The following is a 20,098-nucleotide window of genomic DNA, read 5'->3' on the forward strand; positions in this document are numbered from 1 at the left end:
CGGGGGCGATTGGGAACTGCTCAGGTGGCCACGACCTCGTACATCGTGAAGGTGGCGTCCTCCTGGGACGCGCTGGCCCCCTTCGCCCGCTGGAAGTCCTCCGACTGGAAGTAGGCCTTCAGGGCGTCCCGGTCCTTCCAGCGGGTGACGAGCAGGATTTCAGGCGAGCGCTCGAACGAGCGCAGCACCTCCAGGCCCAGGAAGCCCGGGTAGCCGTCCACGCGCCGCGAGCGCTCCTGGAGCCGGTGCACCCAGCCGTCGGCCTCTTCGGGGGATGCGCGGAAGCGGGAGATGGCGACGATCATGACCGGGGAGAAACCCCGGGGGACGGAGGTCCGTTCCCCGGGGCGTGAAGGGGTGGGGGCCTACATCGCCCCGGCGCCGGGCATCTCGCCCAGGCCGCGCAGCAGCACCTCGCGGGGCTTGGCGCCGTCCGCGGGGCCCACCACGCCGTCGCGCTCCATGCGCTCGATCATGCGCGCCGCGCGGTTGTAGCCGATGCGCATCTTGCGCTGGAGCATGGAGATGGAGACGGAGCGCATCTCGCTGACCGCCGCGAGCGCCTGGTCGTAGAGTTCGTCGGACAGCTCGTCCTCCTCGCCACCGCCGCCCTCGCCCTCCTCGTCGCGCGGCTTGAGGATGGACTCGTCGAAGACGGGCTTGCCCTGGGCCTTGAGGTGGTCCACCGCCTTCTTGATTTCGTGCTCGGAGACGTAGGCGCCGTGCACGCGCTGCAGGTGGGCGCTCGTGGGCGGCATGATGAGCATGTCGCCCATGCCCAGCAGGGCCTCCGCGCCCACCGTGCCCAGGATGGTCATCGAGTCCGGCTTGGAGCGCAGCATGAAGCTGATGCGCGTGGGGAAGTTGGCCTTGATGATGCCCGTGACGACGTCCGTGGACGGACGCTGGGTGGCGACCATCAGGTGGATGCCGGCCGCGCGCGCCATCTGCGCGAGGCGCGCCACGTAGGTCTCCACCTCGCGGCTGGCGACCATCATCAGGTCCGCGAGCTCGTCGATGATGACCACGATGTAGGGCAGCTTCTTGAGCTCCTTCTTCTCCGTGGAGGCGGCCTCCACCGGCGTGGACTCCTCGCCGTCCTCCTCGAACTCCGCGTCCTCCTCGCCGTCGGCCTCCAGGGCAGGGGAGACAGTGGGCTCGGAGACGATGGACTCACGCAGGTCCTCGTCGTCCTCGCGCGGCATGGCCACGCCCAGCCCATCGCTGGCGGAAGCAGGGGCCACGGCCTCGGCGCTGCCCTCCACGACGAGCACCTTCTTGGGCTTCTTCTTCTTCGCGGCGGGCGCGGCGGCGGCGGGCTTCTCCTCGGAGGCCTGCGTCTCCACCAGCTTGTTGAAGCCGGCGATGTTGCGCACGCCCGCCTCGGACAGCATCTGGTAGCGGCGCTCCATCTCCTCCACCGCCCAGCGCAGCGCGAGCGCGGCCTTCTTCGGGTCGGTGACGACGGGGAGCAGCAGGTGCGGGATGCCCTCGTAGACGGAGAGCTCCAGCATCTTCGGGTCCACCATGATGAAGCGGACCTCCTCGGGCGTGGCCTTGAGGAGGATGCTCATGATCATCGAGTTCACCGCCACGGACTTGCCGGAGCCGGTGGTGCCCGCGATGAGCAGGTGGGGGGCCTTCACCAGGTCGAAGACGTACGGCATGCCTTCGATGTCCTTGCCTACGCACATGGTGAGCTTGCTGCCGCTCTTCTGGAACGTGTCCTGCTCGGCGATCTCCTTGAGGAACACCGTCTCGCGGTCGCGGTTCGGCACCTCGATGCCCACCACGCCCTTGCCGGGGATGGGGGCCACGATGCGCACGCGCATGGCCTCCATGGCCATGGCCAGGTCGTCCTGGAGCGCGGCGATCTTGCTGACCTTGATGCCGGGCCCGGGCAGGAACTCGTACATGGTGACGACGGGGCCGGGGCGGATCTCCACCACCTCGCCCACGATGCCGAAGTCCGCCAGCTTCGCGCGCAGCTTCTCCGCCGTGACGAGGAACGCGTCCTTGTCCAGCGCGGAGCGCTCCTTCTTGTCCGCCTCCAGCACGTCCAGCGGCGGCAGGGAGAAGCTCTTGCGGTCACCCACGAACTCGAACTGGTCCTGGGGCCGCTTCATGGCGGTGGGCTTGGGCGGCGCCTTGGGCTCCACGATGAGCGGCATGCGCGCCAGCGCGGCGGGGGGCGCGGGGATGAGGGCGTTGCCCGGCGCGGCGGCGGGCTTCTCCGCGGCCACGGGCTTCGCGGCGGGCTCGGCGGCCGGAGGCGTGAGCGACGCGGCGGGCACCGGGGGCGTGGACGGAGCGGCGGGCGGGGTGACGATCTGCGGCGTCTTGCGCGCGCGGCGGGGCGGCTCGCCCGCGTCCGCGTTGGCGGGCAGTTGCGGCTGGGGCGCGAGGAAGGACGCGGCCCAGGCGGGGTCGGCGCCCGGGGAGCGGCGCTCGACGCGCTCGGGCGGCAGCGAGGGCTGCTCGTCGGAGGCGTCGTCGCCCTCGTCCTCGGCCGGCTCCTCGCGGGCGAGCTTCTTCTCCAGCTTCTCGCGGTCCTTCTGCTCCTTGAGCGCCTTCTTCGCGTTGGCGAGCTGCTCCTTCTCGTTCTGGCGGGCCAGGCGCACGGCCTCCTCGGCCAGGGCTTCGGCCTCGGCGGCCTCGGCCTCGGCGGCCAGGCGCTCCGCTTCGGACAGCTCCTCCTCCTCGGCCTCCAGCTCCGCGAGGAACGCGGCCTCCTCTTCCTTCTCCTGCGCGAGCCGCTCCTGGCGGGCCGCGTAGTTGACCTTCTGCTGCTCCCAGAAGACGTGCGCGGCCTCGGAGACGCGGCGGCCCAGGACGGTGAGGCCGGCCCACACCAGCGAGCACAGCTTGAAGAACGTGTACTGGGTGCCCACGATGAGCGCCGCCGCGCTGATGGCGGTGACGAGGATGATGGTGCCGACGGTGGAGAACATCCCCTCCATCAGGCCGCCCAGGCCCGCGCCCAGCGCGCCGCCGGGCGGGTGGGCCCAGCCCTTGTCCTTGGCGAACATGAGCTGCGCGAGCACGGACACGCTGCAGGTGAGCAGCGCCAGGGAGATGATCTGCGGCAGGCGGCGCCGGTCGCGGTTGCCCACGAAGAGCACCACGGCGGTGTAGATGCCGCCCGCGGGGATGAGGTAGGCGCACACGCCCAGCGCGCCGCGCAGGGCCTCCGCGATGAGGTGGCCCATGGGGCCCACCGCGTTGTGGAAGCCGGGCCCCACGCGGTCGTGCGCGTCGAACGTGGCGACCGCCAGCAAGGCCAGCAACGAGGCGGCCAGGATGAAGACGCCGATGAGCGCCCGCTTCGCGGGGCTCGCCGCGCCCGGGGCCTTCATCTTCTTGTTCGCGAGCGCCTTGCGGCGCGTCGCGATCTCCTGCCGGGAGAGCACCGCCTTCTCCGCCCGGCCACCCTTCTTTGCCGCTGTCATGGACCCCTGTTCCCTCTGCCCGATTCCAGCCGCGTAGCGAGCTGTAGCAATCCGCCCGGCGAGAATAGGGAGGGAGGGGGCGGGGTCAATTTTCCGGCAGGCGTCCAAGGGGGCTCCGAGGAGGCGGAAGCAGGGCCTACATTTCGGGCGCGTCCCCGCGGCGAGAGGGTATGGTGCCTGCCGCCAAGGAGAACCCAAGACCATGTCCGACCTGAGCCCCGACAAGCCCTCCCACAACGAAGACGACTACTTCGCGCGCGAGGAGATTGAAGCCAAGCGCAAGCTGGCCCTCCAGCAGTCCCGGGAGATGGCCGCCCAGCAGCGCGAGTCGCTCAAGCAGCTCCACCACATGAAGTGCCCCAAGTGCGGCATGGACCTGCAGACGCTGAAGCAGGGCAACGTGGAGCTGGATAGCTGCTTCAACTGCCACGGCGTCTGGCTGGACGCGGGCGAGCTGGAGCAGCTCATCAAGCAGCACGGCCACGAGGGCAGCCAGCGGGTGATGGGCTCCATCCTCAACCTCTTCAAGCGCTCGCCGCCTTCCCCGTAGCACCTCAAGCCCGGAGGAGGCTTCCCCATGGCCCTCACGCTCGAGCAGGTCCGGCACGTGGCCACCCTGGCGCGGCTGTCGCTGACGCCGCAGGAGGAGGAGCGCTACGCCACCCAGTTGTCCGCGGTCCTGGACGCGGTGGCGGAGCTGGAAGCGCTCGACGTGAGCCAGGTGGAGCCCACCTCCCACGCGACGCTCGCGTCCTCGCTGTTGCGCGAGGACGTGCTGCGTCCGTCACTGCCCCCGGAAGCAGGGCTCGCCAACGCGCCGGCGAAGGTGGGCAGCGCCTTCGCGGTCCCGAAGATTTTGGAGTAGCCCGCCATGTCGTCGCTGACCGACCTGTCGATGCTGGAGCTGGCGGCGAAGCTGGCTTCGCGCGAGGTGTCCTCCGTGGAGGCCACGCGCGCGAGCCTCGAGCGCATCGCCCGGGTGGACCCGAAGGTGCGCGCCTTCCTGCGCGTGGACGAGGCCGGGGCGCTGAAGGCCGCCGAGGCCAGTGACGCGCGCCGTACGGCGGGCAGCCCGCTGAGCGCGCTGGACGGCGTGCCCGTGGGGCTCAAGGACATCTTCCTCACGCAGGGCGTGGAGACCACCTGCGCCTCGCGCGTGCTGGAGGGCTTCGTCCCGCCCTACGACGCCACCGTGGTGCGCCTGCTGAAGGAGGCGGGCCTGCCGCTCTTGGGCAAGCTGAACATGGACGAGTTCGCCATGGGCTCGTCCAACGAGTCGAGCGCGTACTTCCCCACCCACAACCCGTGGGACCTGACGCGCACGCCGGGCGGCTCGTCCGGGGGCTCGGCGGCGGCGGTGGCGGCGCGCGAGGTGTTCGGCGCGCTGGGCACCGACACGGGCGGCTCCATCCGCCAGCCCGCGGCGCTCACCAACACCGTGGGGCTCAAGCCCACGTATGGCCGGGTGTCGCGCTACGGCGTCATCGCCTTCGCCTCGTCGTTGGACCAGCCGGGCCCCATGGCGCGCACGGTGGGGGACACCGCGGCGCTCCTCCAGCTCATCGCGCGGCATGATCCGCTCGACTCCACCTCCGCGGACGTGGAGACGCCGGACTGCCTCACGGGGCTGGAGGACGGCGTGCGCGGCCTCAAGCTGGGCGTGCCGCGCGAGTACTTCGCGGAGGGCATGGACCCGGAGGTGGCGGGCACGCTGCGCGCGTCGCTGGAGGAGCTGGAGAAGCTGGGCGCGACGCTGGTGGACGTGTCCCTGCCGCACACGAAGTACGCGCTGGCGACGTACTACCTGCTGGCCTCGTCTGAGGCGTCCAGCAACCTGGCCCGCTACGACGGCATCCGCTACGGGCAGCGGGCGAAGGACGCGCGCGGGCTCAAGGAGCTGTACACGCGGACGCGGGGCGAGGGCTTCGGCGCGGAGGTGAAGCGCCGCATCATGCTGGGCACCTACGCGCTGTCCGCCGGCTACTACGACGCGTACTACCTGCGCGCGCAGAAGGTCCGCACGCTCATCCGCGAGGACTTCACGAAGGTGTTCCAGCAGGTGGACGCCATCGTGTCGCCCACGTCGCCGGTGCCGGCGTTCAAGCTGGGCGCGAAGGTGGACGACCCGCTGTCCATGTACCTGATGGACGTCTACACGCTGCCGTGCAACCTGGCGGGCCTGCCCGGCCTGTCCGTGCCGTGCGGCTTCACGCAAGGCGGGCTGCCCATCGGCATGCAGCTCCTGGGGCGCCCCTTCGACGAGGCCCGCCTGCTCCGCATCGCCCGCGCCTTCGAGCGCGAGCACGACTTCTTCCGCCGCGCCGCCCCCGTCTAGCGGGCGCGACACGAGGGTGACACCGCCATGCCCCTGAGCGACTTCCAGACGGTCATCGGACTCGAGGTCCACGCGCAGTTGCTCACGCAGTCCAAGATCTTCTGCGGCTGCTCCACCGCGTTCGGCGCCGAGCCCAACCACCACACCTGCCCGGTGTGCCTGGGCATGCCCGGCGTGCTGCCGGTGCTCAACCAGCGCGTGGTGGAGTACGCGGTGCGCACGGGCCTGGCGCTCGGGTGCACGGTGAAGCCCACGAGCGTGTGGAGCCGGAAGAACTACTTCTACCCGGACCTGCCCAAGGGCTACCAAATCACCCAGTATGATCAGCCCATCTGCGAGTGGGGCGAGCTGGTCATCGACACGCCGTCGGGTGAGAAGACGGTGCGCGTGCGCCGCATCCACCTGGAGGAGGACGCGGGCAAGAGCGTGCACGACGCGTCCGCGTCCGCGGGGCAGAGCCTGGTGGACCTGAACCGCGCGGGTGTTCCGCTGATGGAGATCGTCAGCGAGCCGGACCTGCGCGACGCGGACGAGGCGGTGGAGTACCTCAAGGCGCTGCGCGACGTGCTGGTGTACCTGGGCGTCAACGACGGCAACCTGGAGGAGGGCAGCTTCCGCTGCGACGCCAACGTGTCGGTGATGCCCAAGGGCTCCACCACGTACGGGCAGCGGTGTGAGCTGAAGAACCTCAACTCGTTCCGCTTCCTCAAGCAGGCCATCGAGTACGAGGCCGCGCGGCAGGTGGACGTCATCGAGTCCGGCGGCAAGGTGGACCAGGAGACGCGCCTCTGGGACGTGAACAAGGGCGTCACCCGGTCCATGCGCTCCAAGGAGGACGCGCACGACTACCGCTACTTCCCGGAGCCGGACCTGCCGCCGCTGCTCGTGTCGGACGCGCTGAGGGACTCGCAGCGGCAGTCGCTGCCGGAGCTGCCGCGCGCGAAGCGCACGCGCTTCATGGGCGAGTACGGCCTGCCGGCCTACGACGCGCGCATCCTCACCGCCGAGCGCCCGCTGGCGGACTTCTTCGAGGCCTGCGCGAAGCACGTCTCCGACGCGAAGAAGCTCTCCAACTGGTTCCTGGGCGAGCTGAGCCGCCTGCTCAAGGAGGAGGGGACGCCCCTCTCCGCGCTGCGCTTCACCCCGGCGCAGTTGGGCGAGCTGCTCGCCACGGTGGAGAAGGGCACGGTGTCCGCGAACGCGGCGAAGGACGTGCTCGGAGAGATGTTCCGCACGGGCCGCGCGCCCGCGGACATCATCGCGGAGAAGGGGCTCGCGCAGGTCAGCGACGTGGGCGCCGTGGAGGCGGTGGTGGACGACATCCTCGCGAAGAACGCGGGCGAGGTGGAGAAGTACAAGGCCGGCAAGAAGAGCGTGTACGGCTTCTTCGTGGGCCAGGTGATGAAGGCCATGAAGGGCAAGGGCAACCCCGGCCTCGTCAACGAGCTGCTCAAGAAGAAGCTGGGGGACTAGCGAGACACCGTGACGTGGAGCACGTCCTCGCCGCGCGGATCCGCTGACTGGGCGAGCACGTGCACGTCGTCCGGCCCCCGGCGCTCCAGGATGAGCGAGGGCGCTTCGAAGGTGTTGTCGAAGAAGCCGCCGGTGAGCTGCGGGTTCACCGCGTAGCGCACGCGCTTGAGGGTGCGCAGTTGCGTGAAGAGGCCCTCGTTGAACCACTGCTCGCGGCGCGACTGCGTCTCGCCGGGCGCGTTGAAGGCCCAGGGCGCGTCCCAGCTCCAGGCGTTGGCGGAGGGCTGCGCGAGCACCTCCACGCCCAGCGCGTCCAGGTACTGCGCGCAGGGCACGAAGTAGGGTTCGCCGGAGGTGTGCGGTTCGCGGAAGCCGTCGTAGCAGACGAGCGTGCCCAGCTTCCCGAACGGCGTGTCCAGCACGGGCAGGTCCTCCGGGCGGCCCGGGCTCAGGTGCAGCACGTCCTCCTGCGTGGGCACCAGGTTCACCTTGCGCGTGACGGCCACGCAGTGCCCGTCCGGTGAGAACGTGTAGCTGGTGTTGAAGGTGCGCGCGCCCGCGGGCTCGTACTCGGGGGTGTCCGGGCCCAGGCGGTTCGTGGGCAGGAGCGCGCTGCCGGCCACCACCCACAGGCCGAAGTCACGCGCGATGCCGGAGAAGGTCTCGTACATGGCGCGGTGCACGCGGGGCGCCACCGTGGCGTAGAGGCACTCCTCCAGCGTCGGCGGATGGAAGGCGCTCCACGTGCGGAACATGCCCAGCCACTCCGCGAGCGCCACGCGCGTCATCGCGCCGTTCGTCGTCTTGCGGCGGCGCACGCGCGGCAGGTGCCCCAGCAGTCCCAGCGCCGCGCCCACCATCTCCGGCCAGACGGCGAGCGCGGGGTTCAACGGCCGGCCCTCCGCGTCCCGGGGGCGCAGCGCGTCCACCCGGGCCGCGAGCGCCCGGTGGTGCGAGGCGAACGTCTCCTGCGAGGCATAGTCCTCCAGCGTGACGCGCGGCTGGATGGCGAACAGGTCGAGCGAGGTGGCCACGGTGCCGCGAGGATGGCACCGGCTCCCATGCCGCGCGCGAGCATCCTGGCGGCGGAGCTACAGCCTGTCCTCCCGGGGACACCCGCGCCTGGGACCCTGGCTCCACGGCGCGGAAGGGACTCGCCACTTCCGCGTGCACATGGGCGAACGGCGCTGCCTCGCGGGGGCTACTTGAGGAAGCCCAGCTCGCGCAGGCGCTGCTTGAGGAACGCGTCCGCGGTGATGGGCGGGTGGCGCGCGGGGTTGTCCGGCGTCTCCGTCTGCGGCAGCGGCTTCAGGATGCAGTCGGAGAACGGGTGCACGAAGAAGGGCATCGAGTAGCGCACCGTGTCCTGCTCCGGGCTGGGCGGGTTCACCACCCGGTGCGTCGTGGACGGGATGACGCCGTTCATCACCCGGCTGAGCATGTCGCCGGAGTCCACGACGATCTGCCCGCGCAGCGTGTCCACGGGGATCCACTCGCCGTCGCGCGTGAGCAGCTCCAGGCCGCCGGCCGTGCCCTCGCACAGGAGCGTGATGAAGTTGATGTCCTCGTGCTCCGCCGCGCGCACCGCGCCCGGGATGAAGCGGTCCTTCAGCGGCGGGTAGTGGATGAGCCGCAGCACGGAGTTGCCGTCCACCGTCATGTCGCTGAACGTGTTGCGCGCGATGCCCAGGTAGTCCGCCAACGCCTGGAGCATCACCGTCGCCGCGTCGTCCAGCTCGCGGTAGAGCGTCAGCGTGTGCTCACGGAAGGTGGGCACCTCCTCCGGCCAGACGTTGGGGCCGTAGTCGTCGCGGTACGGGTGGCCCTCGGGCAGCTCGCGGCCCACGTGCCAGAACTCCTTCAGGTCCCCCACCTTGCGGTTCTTCGCGTGCTCCTGGCCAAACGCCATGAAGCCCCGCTGCCCCGGACGCTCCGGCACCGCATAGCGCGTCTTGGTGGACTCCGGCAGTTGGAAGAAGCGCTCCACGTCCGCGTACGTGCGGCGGATGAGCGCGTCCTCGACGCCGTGGCCTTCCACGGTCACGAAGCCGAACTCCTTGAGTGCGTCGCCAAACACCTGGACGAAGCGGGCCCGCTCCTCGGGAGTGCCGGAGCGGTAGTGGGACAGGTTCACGGTGGGGATGCGTCGGGCCGAGCGGGACATGCGCGCATCCTATCCGCGTGACACCTTCCTGACACGCCGCAGTCCTCCGCCCAACCGTCACCCCGGCCCCGGGGCCGGGACGCCTCCTCACTTTGCGACACCCACCCTTGGCGGCAGTGGATGCCGGGCTTCCGGGATGTGCAGATTGGGCAGGGAATAGGCCAGGGGGGCGCGGTATGGCCGAAGTCGCGAGGAACGAGCGCACGTGCTCAGCGTGCGGGCGGGGACATGGCGAGGGGACGTCGTGCGACACGCTCGTCCGGGACGCGGGGGGCGGCCCGGGCAAGGCCGTGGCGGACGAGGTGGACCCGCTGGTGGGCACCCAGATGGGCAGCTTCCGGCTGGTGCGCCGCGTGGGGCGGGGCGGGATGGGCTCCGTCTACCTGGCCGAGCACGTCTCCATTGGGAGCCGCGTGGCGGTGAAGGTGCTGCACGAACACCTGACGCGCTACCCGGAGCTGGTGCAGCGCTTCCACGCCGAGGCCCGGGCGGTGAACCTCATCGGGCACGAGAACATCGTCAGCATCTTCGACCTCAACGCCTCGGCGCCCCGGCCGTACCTCATCATGGAGTTCCTGGAGGGGGCGCCCCTGTCGGCCTGGGTGGGGACGCCCATGTCCGCCGGGGCGGTGGTGCCCATGCTGATGCAGGTGTGTGACGCGCTGCATGCGGCGCACGCGCGGGGCATCGTCCACCGCGACCTGAAGCCGGACAACATCTTCCTGGTGAAGCGCGGGCGGGGGATGCCGTTCGTGAAGGTGCTCGACTTCGGCATCGCGAAGCTGGTGGACGCGAGCATGCCGGAGACGGTGGCGGGCATCATCGTGGGCACGCCGGAGTACATGGCCCCGGAGCAGTCCCTGAGCCGGCGCCTGGACGGCCGCGCGGACCTGTACGCGGTGGGCGTCATCGCCTACCAGTTGCTCACCGGGCGGCTGCCCTTTCCCGACGAGGGGCTCACCGCCCAGCTCGTGGCGCACCAGACGCGCACGCCTCCGGCCCCCCGCTCCATCTGCCCCTCGGTGCCGCCCGCGCTGGAGATGGTGGTGCTGCGCGCGCTGGCGAAGACGCCGGAGGAGCGCTTCCCCCACGCGCTCGCCCTGCGGGCCGCGCTGGAGCAGGCGCTCGCCACGCGCCCCCCGTCGCCGCGCGCGGCCCTGGGCGGTCCCCGTCCCGTGCAGGGAGCGGCCTCATCGGGGACCCCCGTCACCGGGCCCCGGCGGACCCCGGCGCTGGCCTCGCCGGGCGCCTCCGGGGGGAAGACGCTCCCGGTGCCGGTGCAGGTGGTTCTGCAGCCGGGCGCGCAGCCCCGGCCCTTCACGGGGTCGGACCTGTCGCGCGGCGGCGTGTTCCTGCACGCGACGGGGGAGCTGCCCCCGATGTTCGCCCAGGTCCAGGCGGTGCTGCCGCTGTCCACGGGGCCGCTGTCCGTCACGTGTGAGGTGGTGCGCCACGTCTCGCCCGAGCAGGCCCAGGCCTGGAGCATGCGCCCGGGCTTCGGCGTGCAGTTCGTCGCGCCGTCCACCGCGCTGAAGGCCCGCATCGAGCAGCACTTGGCGAGCGCCACGGCCTCTCCGCCCCCCGCGCCCCGGGAGCTCCCGGAAGACGTCGAGGCCGAGCGCGTCCTGGCGATGTGGCGCGGACAACTGGCGGGGGAGGGCACGCACTACACGGTGCTGGGGCTCTCACCGGACGCGGAGCTGGAGTCCGCGCGGGAGCGGGCGCGCGAGCTGTGGGGTGCCCTGTCCGCGCTGCGGCAGCGGCCCCTGTCGCGCGGGCAGCGCTCGCGCCTGGAGTCCATGCTGATCCGCGTGAGGGACGCGGGCGACACCCTGGGCATGCCGCTGCGCCGGGCCCGCTACGACGCCCGGCTGGGCAATGCCCGGGGCGTGGCGCGCTGCCTGGAGGCGGGCCTCACGGCCGCCCAGACGGACGCCCTGCGCCGTGAGTACCTGGCGGAGCAGCCCCGGGCGGTGGGCACCGCGCGGGTGCACTTCCTCACCGGCAACGCGCTGGAGCGCGACGGCCAGCTCCAGCGGGCCCTGGAGTCCTACGAGCGGGGCCTGGAGCTGGACCCCCTGGAGTGGGAGTACCACCAGCGCCGCCGGGTGGTGGACCGGGCGCTGGGCGCGCGCCTGCCGTCCGGGGCACGAAATGAAAGAGCCCGATTCCCTGGGGAGGGAACCGGGCCCTGATCCGGCTTCGGTGCTTCAGCCGGGGACGATGACTACTCGCCCGCCGCGCAGGCGGCGCTCACGCCCTCGGCCTTGCTGCTGCACGCGAGGATGCGGGACGCGAACGCCTGCTGCTCGGCCTCGGTCTTGTCGGAGCAGCCCTTGACGTCGCTCAGGCAGTCCACGTAGGCGCTCAGCTTGTCCTTGTCGGAGTCGCTGCAGGAGTCGAGGGACTCCTTACAGGACTCGATGTCCGAGTCCGTCGGCTTCTGGACGCCGGTGGTCGGCAGGCCACACTCCTCGGCCTTCTTCACCATGTCGTTGAGCGCGTCCGCGGTGTCGTCGCAGATGTTGCCGCCGCAAGCGGTGAGCGTGAGCGAGGCCATGGCCGCCAGACCGAACAGGATCTTCTTCATGATGGTTCTCCCCCTCAGGGATGAGGTACAGGTGGAAGGCAAGCGGCGCGCATCCTAGCGAGCGCCGCGTTGCGGTCCAGTGGACTTTATTCCGGGAATTCTATTCAAAAGCAAATAGGGGGCTGGGGGCGGGCTGATCCGCCAACTGCCTTGACTCCCCCCCGGGATTCTCGTAAGTCCCGCCGTCTTTTAGCGCGCCGGCCGGTCCTCCGTCCGAAATGCGCGTTGGATTCCATGGGTTGAAGCAACCCGAAGCTGACAGGGGTTCGACGATGTACGCAGTCATTCGCACGGGCGGAAAGCAGTACCGCGTCGCCGAGGGCGACGTTGTCCGGATCGAGAAGATCGCCGGTGATATCGGCGCCGAGGTCTCGTTCACCGAGGTCCTCCTGCTGGGCGGCTCCGAGAGCCCGAAGGTGGGCCAGCCGACGGTGGCGGGCGCGAAGGTCGTGGGCAAGGTGCTGGCGCAGGACAAGCACCGCCGCGTCCTGCACTTCCGGAAGGAGAAGGAAGGCTGGACCCGTCGCCGTGGCCACCGCCAGCCGTACACCGAGGTGAAGGTCACCTCGATCTCCGGCTAGTCGTCTTTCCGGGCATTCCCCACACGAACTTCAAGGAGCAGGTGTCATGGCCCATAAAAAAGGTCAGGGTTCTTCGCGCAACGGGCGTGATTCCAACCCGCAGTACCGTGGCGTGAAGGTGTACGGCGGTGAGACCATCACGGCGGGCAGCATCCTCGTCCGTCAGGTCGGCACGGTCATCCACCCGGGCACGAACGTGAAGCTCGGTCGCGACTTCACCCTCTTCTCGACCGTGGACGGCGTGGTGAAGTACGAGCGCCTCGGCCGCGACAAGAAGAAGGTGTCCGTGTACCCGGCCGCCGCCGAGCAGGCGAGCGCCTAGTCAGTGGCCCTGGGGCGACCCGGGGCACGGCTTACCGAGCGGGTCGTTCCCGGTCCTTCCGTTCCCGTTGGGGACGGGCGGATGCGAGGACGGCCCGCTTTGTGTTTTTCCAGGAGGGCGTTGGCCCCATGAAGTTCGTCGACGAAGTACGCATCTACGTGAAGGCGGGAGACGGCGGGAACGGCGCCGTGGCCTTCCGGCGGGAGAAGTTCATCGAGCGCGGCGGCCCCAACGGAGGGGACGGCGGCAATGGCGGCTCCGTGGTGTTCGTGGCGAACCCGCAGTTGACTACGCTCCTGGACTACCGCTACCAGCAGCACCACCGGGCCAAGAGCGGCGAGCACGGCATGGGCAGCGACTGCAACGGCCATGGCGCCGAGGACCTGGTCCTCCAGGTGCCGGTGGGCACGCTGATCCGCGACGAGCAGACGGGCGAGCTGCTGGTGGACCTGAGCGACCCGGGCCAGCGGTTCGTGGCGGCCAAGGGCGGCCGGGGCGGCCTGGGCAACATGAACTTCGCCACCTCCACGCGCCAGACGCCGCGCTTCGCGCAGGACGGCGGAAAGGGTGAGGAGATCACCCTGCGGCTGGAGCTGAAGCTCCTGGCGGACGTGGGCCTGCTGGGCTTCCCCAACGCGGGCAAGAGCACGTTCATCTCGCGGGTGAGCCGGGCGCGGCCGAAGGTGGCGGACTACCCGTTCACCACGCTGGTGCCGAACCTGGGCATGGTCCAGTACAAGGACAACCTGTCCTTCGTGATGGCGGACATCCCCGGCATCATCGAGGGCGCCAGCGAGGGCGTGGGCCTGGGCCACCAGTTCCTGCGCCACGTGGAGCGCTGCAAGGTGCTGGTGCACCTCATCGACATGGGCGCCGAGGGCGAGGGCCGCAAGCCGCTGGACGACTTCAACATCCTCAACACGGAGCTGAAGAAGTACAGCGCGGAGCTGGCCAGCAAGCCGCAGGTGGTGGCCGCCAACAAGCAGGACCTGACGGAGGGCCGCGAGCGCCTGGGGCCCTTCATGGAGGCGCTGCGCCGCCGGGGCATCCGCGTGTACCCGGTGTCCTGCGCCACGGGCGAGGGCATGCAGCCCCTGATGGACGCGGTGGCGGAGGTGCTCTTCACCGGCAATACCGACAAGCTCCACGTCGAGATGCCGACGAAGAAGTCCGCCTCCAAGGCGCCGGCCAAGAAGGCTCCCGCGAAGAAGGCTCCCGCGAAGAAGGCTCCCGCGAAGAAGGCTCCGGCCAAGAAGGCTCCCGCGAAGAAGGCTCCGGCCAAGAAGGCCGCGAAGCAGGCGGCGCGCAAGGCTCCGGCGAAGAAGGCCGCCGCGAAGAAGGCTTCACGCAAGGCCCCGGTGAAGAAGGCCGCCGCGAAGAAGGCCTCGCGCAAGGCTCCGGTGAAGAAGGCCGCCGCGAAGAAGACCGCCCGGAAGCCCCCGGCGAAGAAGTCCGGCGGGAGGCGCTGAGCCGATGGCTGGTGGAGGCCCCCGCTACGAGAAGTTCGAGCGCGACGTCGTCGAGCCGGAGCAGTTCCTGCTCGACGTGCGGAAGGAGAAGATCGACCGCGTCGTCAGCCAGCGCACGCGCAACTTCGTGGTGGTGCTCGACCGGCTGGAGGACAACTTCAACATGGCCGCGGTGCTGCGCACCTGCGAGTCCATGGGCGTGCAGGAGGTGCACGTCGTCATCAACCCGGAAGCGCCCTTCATCCCCAACTCGCGGGTGGCCCAGGGCTGCGACAAGTGGTTGGACGTGCACCTCTACAAGACGTTCGCGGAGTGCCGCGAGCACCTGAAGGGGCGGGGCTTCAGCCTCTACGCGTCGGCGCTGCGCGAGGGGGCCACCAACCTCTACAGCCTGCGCTTCGACACGAAGTTCGCCATGGTGTTCGGCAACGAGCGCTACGGCGTGAGCGACGACGTGCTCACCGGCGTGGACGGCACCTTCTGGGTGCCCATGAAGGGCTTCAGCCAGAGCCTGAACATCTCCGCGGCGGCGTCCGCCAGCATCACCCGGGCGATCGCCTGGCGGGACGAGCACCTGGCAGGGGGCTCCGGGGACCTGTCCCCCGAGGAGGCCCAGGCGCTGCGGGAGCGCTTCTACCTGCTGGGCGTGAAGCAGCGGAAGCGTCTGGTCAAAGCCACACAGCGGTGAATGCCGGCCCCCCGGGGCCCGTCCGGATGCGGTAGATGGACCCTGCGGGCGCCTTTGGGGGCCCGCTCCGGAGGCGCACGCCATGTTGCTGGAATCCCTGCTCTTCGCGCTGCTCACGCAGGCCCCCACCCCCGCGCCCGCGCCGAAGCCCGCGGCCGCCGCCAAGGCCCCCGCCGCCGCGCCGAAGCCCTCCGCTCCCTCGGATGCCGGCACGGCCGCCATGCCCCCCGCCGCGAAGTCTGGCGACGCGAGCGTGGCCGCCACGAAGCCCGCGCCCAAGCCGATGACGCCCGAGGTGAAGACGCTCGTGGACCGGATGCAGGCCTTCTACGAGAAGACGGGCGACTTCAAGGCGGGCTTCAAGCAGGACTACAAGTACAAGGCCTTCCGCCGCACGCAGACGTCCACGGGCACGGTGACCTACAAGAAGCCGGGGCTGATGCGCTGGGAGTACGAGAACCCGTCCAAGCGGACCTTCGTGCTCGCGGGCAACAAGGTCTACATGCACGACCCGGAGGCGCAGACGCTGTCGGTGGCGGCCATGGACACCAGCCAGCTCTCCGCGTCGGTGACGTTCCTCTTCGGCCAGGGGAAGCTGGCGGACGAGTTCGCCATCACCAAGGGCGACTGCAAGGACTGCAAGGGCACGCTGCTGGTGCTGGATCCGCTGAAGAGCGAGCCGCGCTTCCGCCAGGTGCGCCTGGAGGTGGACCCCTCGACGGCGCAGGTGCTCAAGAGCACGGTGGTGGATCCGGACGGCAGTGAGAACACCATCGCCTTCCTGGACCTGAAGACGAACGTGGGCATCTCCGCGGACAGCTTCAAGCTGAACCCGCCCGAGGGCACCCGCGTGGACGACTTCACCAAGAAGGCGCAGTAGGACGGCCGCCCTCCATGCGCGGCGTGCTGCTGGCGGGATGCGTGCTGCTGGGCGCGGGGTGTCACTCCGCCGCGCCCGCGGGCCCTTCACGTCCCACGAGCCTCGCGGGGCAGACGCTGCCCCTCCTGTCGTCGCCCGCGCTGCGGCTGACGGTGGCGGGGCGGTTGGGGAACCGGGCCGTGCCGGTGGTGCTGGACGTCACGCGGCCGCTGTCGCTCGTGTCCTCCCAATGCTTCGACGGCGCGCCGCCCGTGGCCGCGGGGACCGCGCGCGTGCCGGAGTCCTCCGGCGGTCATCGCTCCTGGCCGGAGGTGCCGGCCCCGCCGGTGACGGTGGGCCCGGTGTCGCCGCCGCTGCGCACGCTGCTGCTCTCCGGTGAGACGAGTTGCTCGGTGACGCTGGGGCAGGACGTGCTGTTCCCGTATGCCCTCACGGTGGATCCGCTGCGCCGCGAGGTGACCTTCACCGCCTCACGTCCCCGGGAGGCCTACGACGCGGAGCTGCGCGCGACGGACTCGGTGCGCGAGTCACACGTCGTGGAGCTGAGCCGCGAGCCGCTGGGCGACTGGCCGCTCCTGGCCGTGCAGGTGACGCAGGGGGGGGCGAGCATCACCGGCCCCTTCGTGCTGGGCACGCGTGAGCCCTTCTCCCGCCTGGCGGTGGACCCCGCGCTGGGGTTGGGGCTTCAGCCGCTGGAGACGGCCGCGGGCCTGCCGCCGCGCACCTTCGTGGTGGACGCGGTGGAGGTGGCCGACGGCCTGGGCGTGAAGCCGCTGGTGATGGAGGCCGCGGGGCGCTGGCCGTCGCAGAGCAGCCTGGGCCGGCTGGGGCCGGACGTGTGGGGCCGCTTCACGGCCACCGTGGACGCGCAGGGTGGGGCGCTGGTGCTGCGCAGGCCCCACGTGCGCACGCCCGAGGGCGGAGGCCGGCAGCAGTGCGCGGGCGAGGGTGGCGCGTTCAGCGAGGAGGCCTGCTACGGCCTCTTCGTGCGCGCGGAGCCCGACGGCGCGGTGGCCCTCTCCGGAGAGGTGTTCCGGGACGTGCCGGAGGGCGTGCGCCTCTACGTGGAGCCCAGGGGCGCGGACGGTCAGCGCCTGGAGACGGGCTGTCAGGTGGGCCTGAGCTTCTCCACCACCACGCGCGGCGCCAACACGCAGCACCGGCTGCCGTGGGCCTCGCTGGCGAAGACGCTGCCCGCGTGCCACGCCGCGCTCCAGGGCGCGAAGAGCTACGCCGTGTCGCTGGTGGAGGAGGGGCGCCAGCCCGAGTGCCCCACGACGTGCGCCTTCGTCACCGAGTCCGCGTCGCGGCGCACCGTGTGCGAGTGCCAGCCCACGCCGCTGGGCGAGGGCGTGGCGGTGCCGGCGAAGGGCTCGGGCCCGCAGCCGCCGCCCGTCGAGGAGCGCGAGCTGGAGCCCGAGGATCCGAAGTAGCACCCACGAACGGCTCGGGCAGCGGCGACCGCCCGCGGCATCGACATGGCGTGTGCTGACCGGTCACCGGCGCAGCGGCACCCACGAACGGCTCGGGCCCGCGACCGCCTCCGGGTGGGAGGACGGGGCGGGCCCGGGACACGGCCTTCGCGGGGGTGGACTACTCCGGCCGCGGCTCCGGCGGACGCACCAGCGCCTTCAGCGGCACGGGCGCGGGCGGGGCCTCGCGCGGGGTGTGCGCGCGCTGCTTCGGGTCCGGACGCTCCACCACGCGGGCGATGAGGTCGTAGTCGTGCGCCTCCGTCACCTCCACGGTGACGAACTCGCCCGGGTACGCCAGGCCGTCGTTGATGTAGACCTGCCCGTCGATTTCCGGCGCCTGGCCCTCGTGGCGGCCCACCAGCAGGTGCTCGGACTCCTCGCTGGGGCCCTCCACCAGCACGGTGAGCTTCTGGCCCACGAGCTTCTTGTTCTGCTCGCGGTTGATGCGCTTCTGGATGGCCATCACCTCGCGCCAGCGGCGCTCGATGGTCTTCGCCGGGACCTTGTTCGGCAGGTCGAACGCGGCGGTGTTCTCCTCGTCCGAGTACTGGAACACGCCCAGGCGCTGGAAGCGCTGCTCCTTCACGAACTCCTTCAGGAGCTCGAAGTCCTCCTCCGTTTCACCCGGCAGGCCGACGATGAGCGAGGTGCGCATCACCAGGTTCGGCACGCGCTCGCGCAGCTTGCCCAGCAGCTTCTTGAGGAACTCCGAGTTGCGGCCGCGCTTCATGGACAACAGCAGCTTGTCGCTGGCGTGCTGCACCGGCATGTCCAGGTACTTGGCGATCTTCGGCTCGGTGGCGATGACGTCGATGAGCTCGTCCGGGAACACGCGCGGGTAGGCGTAGTGCAGGCGGATCCACTTCACGTCCACCTTCACCAGCTCCTTGAGCAGCTCGTGGAGCTTCGGCTTGCCGGGCAGGTCATGCCCGTACGCCGTCAGGTCCTGCGCGACGAGGTTCAGCTCCTGCACGCCGCTGTCCGCCAGCTTCTGCGCCTCCGCCACGATGTCCGCCACCGGGCGCGAGCGCTGGGCACCGCGCAGCTTGGGGATGATGCAGAACGCGCAGGCGTTGTCGCAGCCTTCCGAAATCTTCAGGTACGCCGTGTACTTCGGCATCGAGTTGACGCGCGGCGTCTCCGCGTTGTGGATGTACTCCGGATCCGGAATCACCTGGCGCGGCGTGGCCTCGGCCGCCAGCAGGTCACCAATCTGGGCGTACGCGCTGGTGCCCAGGAAGTGGTCCACCTCCGGCATCTCCTGCGACAGCTCCTGGCCGTAGCGCTGGGACAGGCAGCCGGTGACGACGAGCGTCTTGCACGCGCCCGACTTCTTCAGCTCCGCCATCTCCAGGATGGAGTCCACCGACTCCTGCTTCGCGGGGCCGATGAAGGCGCACGTGTTGACCACGATGACCTCGGCCTGCGAGGCCTCCTGCACGAGCGAATAGCCACGCGTGCGCAGCGTGCCCAGCATCACCTCGGAGTCCACCCGGTTCTTCGGGCAGCCGAGGGTCATCATGTACAGGCTCTTGGTCTCTTCCACGCGCGTCTACCGCTTTCCCAGTTGCGTCCGCTCGAAGTGGTCCGCACTCCAAACGAAGTTGATGATGGCGCCGTTCGAGTAACCGATGTTCAGCGCCCCGTCTTCTTCCAGCTCCACCGAGGTGGCGCGACCCAGCGCACAGGTGGCGGCCGGCCAGTCGAGCACCCGCTGGGCTGTCTTCCCCGACACCACGTAGAGCCCCATCCGGAGCTCGTCATCGGAGTCGCATTGACCCTCGACGGCATAGGGGTTCTTCCCGGTGAGCACGGTAACGACCGGCCGCCCGTCCGGCAGGCTCAATGCTTCCGGCAGGTTCACGCCCATCTTGGACGCGTCCACCGCGTTGGGGGCCACCAGCTCGCGCAGCGAGCCGGGCGTGAGGGGCGCGTCGCCCTGGGCCCAGTTGGGGTAGCTGAGCACGCCCCAGCCCAGCCAGCCGGTGGGGGCCGCCTCCAGGGCGGTGACGTTCTCCGGGGGCTTGAGCTTGAGGTTCTTGCGCGCCTCGTCCGGCAGGCGCAGCGACTCGCCCTCCGGCATCGTGCCGCCCTTGCAGTTGGACACCGGCACCGCCTTGGCGCCCACCTGGTCCTGGTCCTCGTAGGTGATGCAGAGGTCCATGACGAGCGGATCCACGGCAGGGAAGCGGGGCAGGGCGCGCACGGGAATCATCGCCACGACCGACAGCGTGTCGCCCTGGCGGTGCACGGCGGCGTTCACCAGCCCTTGAGCGAACTTCGGCGTGCCGCTGTCCGCCCCGGAGGTGCGCTGCCCGTCGAAGGCGAAGCGGTAGGTGTAGCCCGTGGAGGTGGGCCCGGAGTCCGGGAAGTAGAGCGTGAGGGTGATGACGTCACCCGCGAGCAGTTGGTTGTCCGTGGCCTCCACGCCCACGAAGAGCGTGTCCTTGCGCCAGCCCACCCGGGCGGAGAAGTTGGCGGTGGCGCCCTCGGTGGACAGCGGCTTGAGGACCAGCGGCGAGCCGAAGTCCTTGAGCCCCTTCTCCGGCCGGGGGGCCTTCTTGAGCACGGGCACCGGCTTGCTGGGACGGGGCGCCGCGTCCTGGGCGAAGGCGGAGGTGGCGAGCAGCAGGCCGAGGGAGGCCAGACGGATGGCGGACATGGCGAAGAGG

The 20,098-nt window shown here is 70.6% G+C and carries 18 protein-coding genes; 11 read left to right on the plus strand and 7 right to left on the minus strand.

Annotation, left to right across the window (positions count from 1 at the left end):
- Positions 1-20: 20 nt before the first annotated feature.
- Together K8612_RS31820 and K8612_RS31825 are read right to left on the minus strand one after the other, a co-directional pair.
- Positions 21-305, minus strand: a complete 285-nt coding sequence (locus K8612_RS31820) for an antibiotic biosynthesis monooxygenase family protein (RefSeq protein ID WP_223764996.1) — start codon at positions 303-305, stop codon at positions 21-23.
- Positions 306-365: 60 nt separating this feature from the next.
- On the minus strand, positions 366-3,449 hold the full coding sequence (locus K8612_RS31825) for a DNA translocase FtsK 4TM domain-containing protein (RefSeq protein ID WP_223764997.1): 3,084 nt from the start codon (positions 3,447-3,449) through the stop codon (positions 366-368).
- 202 nt (positions 3,450-3,651) lie between these two features.
- Here K8612_RS31825 and K8612_RS31830 point away from each other — a divergent pair, with 202 nt between their 5' ends.
- From K8612_RS31830 to gatB, 4 genes are read left to right on the plus strand one after another with little or no spacing between them, the layout of a single operon-like run.
- Positions 3,652-3,999: a zf-TFIIB domain-containing protein gene (locus tag K8612_RS31830; RefSeq protein WP_223764998.1), complete on the plus strand. Its 348-nt coding sequence runs from the start codon at positions 3,652-3,654 to the stop codon at positions 3,997-3,999.
- A 27-nt stretch (positions 4,000-4,026) separates the two neighbouring features.
- Positions 4,027-4,314, plus strand: a complete 288-nt coding sequence (gatC, locus tag K8612_RS31835) for an Asp-tRNA(Asn)/Glu-tRNA(Gln) amidotransferase subunit GatC (RefSeq protein ID WP_014394213.1) — start codon at positions 4,027-4,029, stop codon at positions 4,312-4,314.
- A 6-nt stretch (positions 4,315-4,320) separates the two neighbouring features.
- Positions 4,321-5,784 carry an Asp-tRNA(Asn)/Glu-tRNA(Gln) amidotransferase subunit GatA gene (gene gatA, locus K8612_RS31840; protein WP_223741163.1) on the plus strand — a complete coding sequence of 488 codons (1,464 nt, stop codon included), beginning with the start codon at positions 4,321-4,323 and terminating at the stop codon, positions 5,782-5,784.
- A gap of 27 nt (positions 5,785-5,811) precedes the next feature.
- Positions 5,812-7,257: an Asp-tRNA(Asn)/Glu-tRNA(Gln) amidotransferase subunit GatB gene (gatB, locus tag K8612_RS31845; RefSeq protein WP_223764999.1), complete on the plus strand. Its 1,446-nt coding sequence runs from the start codon at positions 5,812-5,814 to the stop codon at positions 7,255-7,257.
- Here gatB and K8612_RS31850 read toward each other — a convergent pair.
- On the minus strand, positions 7,254-8,291 hold the full coding sequence (locus K8612_RS31850; RefSeq protein WP_223765000.1) for a carbon-nitrogen hydrolase family protein: 1,038 nt from the start codon (positions 8,289-8,291) through the stop codon (positions 7,254-7,256). The two genes, gatB and K8612_RS31850, sit on opposite strands and share 4 nt — an antisense overlap.
- A gap of 167 nt (positions 8,292-8,458) precedes the next feature.
- Positions 8,459-9,421, minus strand: a complete 963-nt coding sequence (locus tag K8612_RS31855) for an isopenicillin N synthase family oxygenase (protein WP_223741160.1) — start codon at positions 9,419-9,421, stop codon at positions 8,459-8,461.
- A gap of 176 nt (positions 9,422-9,597) precedes the next feature.
- On the opposite strand from K8612_RS31855, the gene K8612_RS31860 reads away from it, so the two are divergent.
- A complete protein-coding gene (locus K8612_RS31860; RefSeq protein WP_223765001.1) occupies positions 9,598-11,616 on the plus strand; it encodes a protein kinase in 2,019 nt (672 codons plus the stop codon).
- A 32-nt stretch (positions 11,617-11,648) separates the two neighbouring features.
- Here K8612_RS31860 and K8612_RS31865 read toward each other — a convergent pair whose 3' ends face one another.
- Complete coding sequence (locus K8612_RS31865; protein WP_223765002.1) at positions 11,649-12,011, minus strand: hypothetical protein; 363 nt, start codon at positions 12,009-12,011, stop codon at positions 11,649-11,651.
- A gap of 272 nt (positions 12,012-12,283) precedes the next feature.
- On the opposite strand from K8612_RS31865, the gene rplU reads away from it, so the two are divergent.
- The 6 genes from rplU (at position 12,284) to K8612_RS31895 (ending at position 17,384) form a co-directional block, all read left to right on the plus strand.
- Positions 12,284-12,592, plus strand: coding sequence for a 50S ribosomal protein L21 (gene rplU / locus K8612_RS31870; RefSeq protein ID WP_014394222.1), 309 nt, complete (start codon positions 12,284-12,286; stop codon positions 12,590-12,592).
- A gap of 46 nt (positions 12,593-12,638) precedes the next feature.
- Complete coding sequence (gene rpmA, locus K8612_RS31875) at positions 12,639-12,914, plus strand: 50S ribosomal protein L27 (protein WP_014394223.1); 276 nt, start codon at positions 12,639-12,641, stop codon at positions 12,912-12,914.
- A gap of 128 nt (positions 12,915-13,042) precedes the next feature.
- Positions 13,043-14,383 (plus strand): GTPase ObgE, encoded by a 1,341-nt coding sequence (gene obgE, locus K8612_RS31880; protein WP_223765003.1) that lies wholly within the window; start codon positions 13,043-13,045, stop codon positions 14,381-14,383.
- Between the two features lie 4 nt (positions 14,384-14,387).
- Positions 14,388-15,071: an RNA methyltransferase gene (locus tag K8612_RS31885; RefSeq protein ID WP_223765004.1), complete on the plus strand. Its 684-nt coding sequence runs from the start codon at positions 14,388-14,390 to the stop codon at positions 15,069-15,071.
- Between the two features lie 82 nt (positions 15,072-15,153).
- Complete coding sequence (locus K8612_RS31890; protein WP_223765005.1) at positions 15,154-15,951, plus strand: outer membrane lipoprotein carrier protein LolA; 798 nt, start codon at positions 15,154-15,156, stop codon at positions 15,949-15,951.
- Between the two features lie 14 nt (positions 15,952-15,965).
- Positions 15,966-17,384 carry a hypothetical protein gene (locus K8612_RS31895; protein ID WP_223765006.1) on the plus strand — a complete coding sequence of 473 codons (1,419 nt, stop codon included), beginning with the start codon at positions 15,966-15,968 and terminating at the stop codon, positions 17,382-17,384.
- 160 nt (positions 17,385-17,544) lie between these two features.
- On the opposite strand, the gene rimO is transcribed toward K8612_RS31895, so the two are convergent.
- Together rimO and K8612_RS31905 are read right to left on the minus strand one after the other, a co-directional pair.
- On the minus strand, positions 17,545-18,945 hold the full coding sequence (gene rimO / locus K8612_RS31900) for a 30S ribosomal protein S12 methylthiotransferase RimO (RefSeq protein WP_255651873.1): 1,401 nt from the start codon (positions 18,943-18,945) through the stop codon (positions 17,545-17,547).
- A gap of 33 nt (positions 18,946-18,978) precedes the next feature.
- Positions 18,979-20,088, minus strand: coding sequence for a CBM9 family sugar-binding protein (locus tag K8612_RS31905; protein WP_223765007.1), 1,110 nt, complete (start codon positions 20,086-20,088; stop codon positions 18,979-18,981).
- Positions 20,089-20,098: the final 10 nt, after the last annotated feature.

Origin of the sequence: Corallococcus sp. AS-1-6 (genome assembly GCF_020037015.1) — a bacterium.
Taxonomy (GTDB): domain Bacteria; phylum Myxococcota; class Myxococcia; order Myxococcales; family Myxococcaceae; genus Corallococcus.

Bases quoted from the DNA above. Each gene is read 5' to 3' on its own strand.
- K8612_RS31865 (WP_223765002.1), bottom strand. From the start codon at position 12,011: ATGAAGAAGATCCTGTTCGGTCTGGCGGCCATGGCCTCGCTCACGCTC.
- gatB (WP_223764999.1), top strand. From the start codon at position 5,812: ATGCCCCTGAGCGACTTCCAGACGGTCATCGGACTCGAGGTCCACGCG.
- K8612_RS31860 (WP_223765001.1), top strand. From the start codon at position 9,598: ATGGCCGAAGTCGCGAGGAACGAGCGCACGTGCTCAGCGTGCGGGCGG.
- K8612_RS31895 (WP_223765006.1), top strand. From the start codon at position 15,966: ATGCGCGGCGTGCTGCTGGCGGGATGCGTGCTGCTGGGCGCGGGGTGT.
- rplU (WP_014394222.1), top strand. From the start codon at position 12,284: ATGTACGCAGTCATTCGCACGGGCGGAAAGCAGTACCGCGTCGCCGAG.
- gatC (WP_014394213.1), top strand. From the start codon at position 4,027: ATGGCCCTCACGCTCGAGCAGGTCCGGCACGTGGCCACCCTGGCGCGG.
- K8612_RS31885 (WP_223765004.1), top strand. From the start codon at position 14,388: ATGGCTGGTGGAGGCCCCCGCTACGAGAAGTTCGAGCGCGACGTCGTC.
- rimO (WP_255651873.1), bottom strand. From the start codon at position 18,945: ATGACCCTCGGCTGCCCGAAGAACCGGGTGGACTCCGAGGTGATGCTG.
- K8612_RS31855 (WP_223741160.1), bottom strand. From the start codon at position 9,421: ATGTCCCGCTCGGCCCGACGCATCCCCACCGTGAACCTGTCCCACTAC.
- obgE (WP_223765003.1), top strand. From the start codon at position 13,043: ATGAAGTTCGTCGACGAAGTACGCATCTACGTGAAGGCGGGAGACGGC.
- K8612_RS31820 (WP_223764996.1), bottom strand. From the start codon at position 305: ATGATCGTCGCCATCTCCCGCTTCCGCGCATCCCCCGAAGAGGCCGAC.
- K8612_RS31890 (WP_223765005.1), top strand. From the start codon at position 15,154: ATGTTGCTGGAATCCCTGCTCTTCGCGCTGCTCACGCAGGCCCCCACC.
- K8612_RS31905 (WP_223765007.1), bottom strand. From the start codon at position 20,088: ATGTCCGCCATCCGTCTGGCCTCCCTCGGCCTGCTGCTCGCCACCTCC.
- K8612_RS31825 (WP_223764997.1), bottom strand. From the start codon at position 3,449: ATGACAGCGGCAAAGAAGGGTGGCCGGGCGGAGAAGGCGGTGCTCTCC.
- rpmA (WP_014394223.1), top strand. From the start codon at position 12,639: ATGGCCCATAAAAAAGGTCAGGGTTCTTCGCGCAACGGGCGTGATTCC.
- gatA (WP_223741163.1), top strand. From the start codon at position 4,321: ATGTCGTCGCTGACCGACCTGTCGATGCTGGAGCTGGCGGCGAAGCTG.
- K8612_RS31830 (WP_223764998.1), top strand. From the start codon at position 3,652: ATGTCCGACCTGAGCCCCGACAAGCCCTCCCACAACGAAGACGACTAC.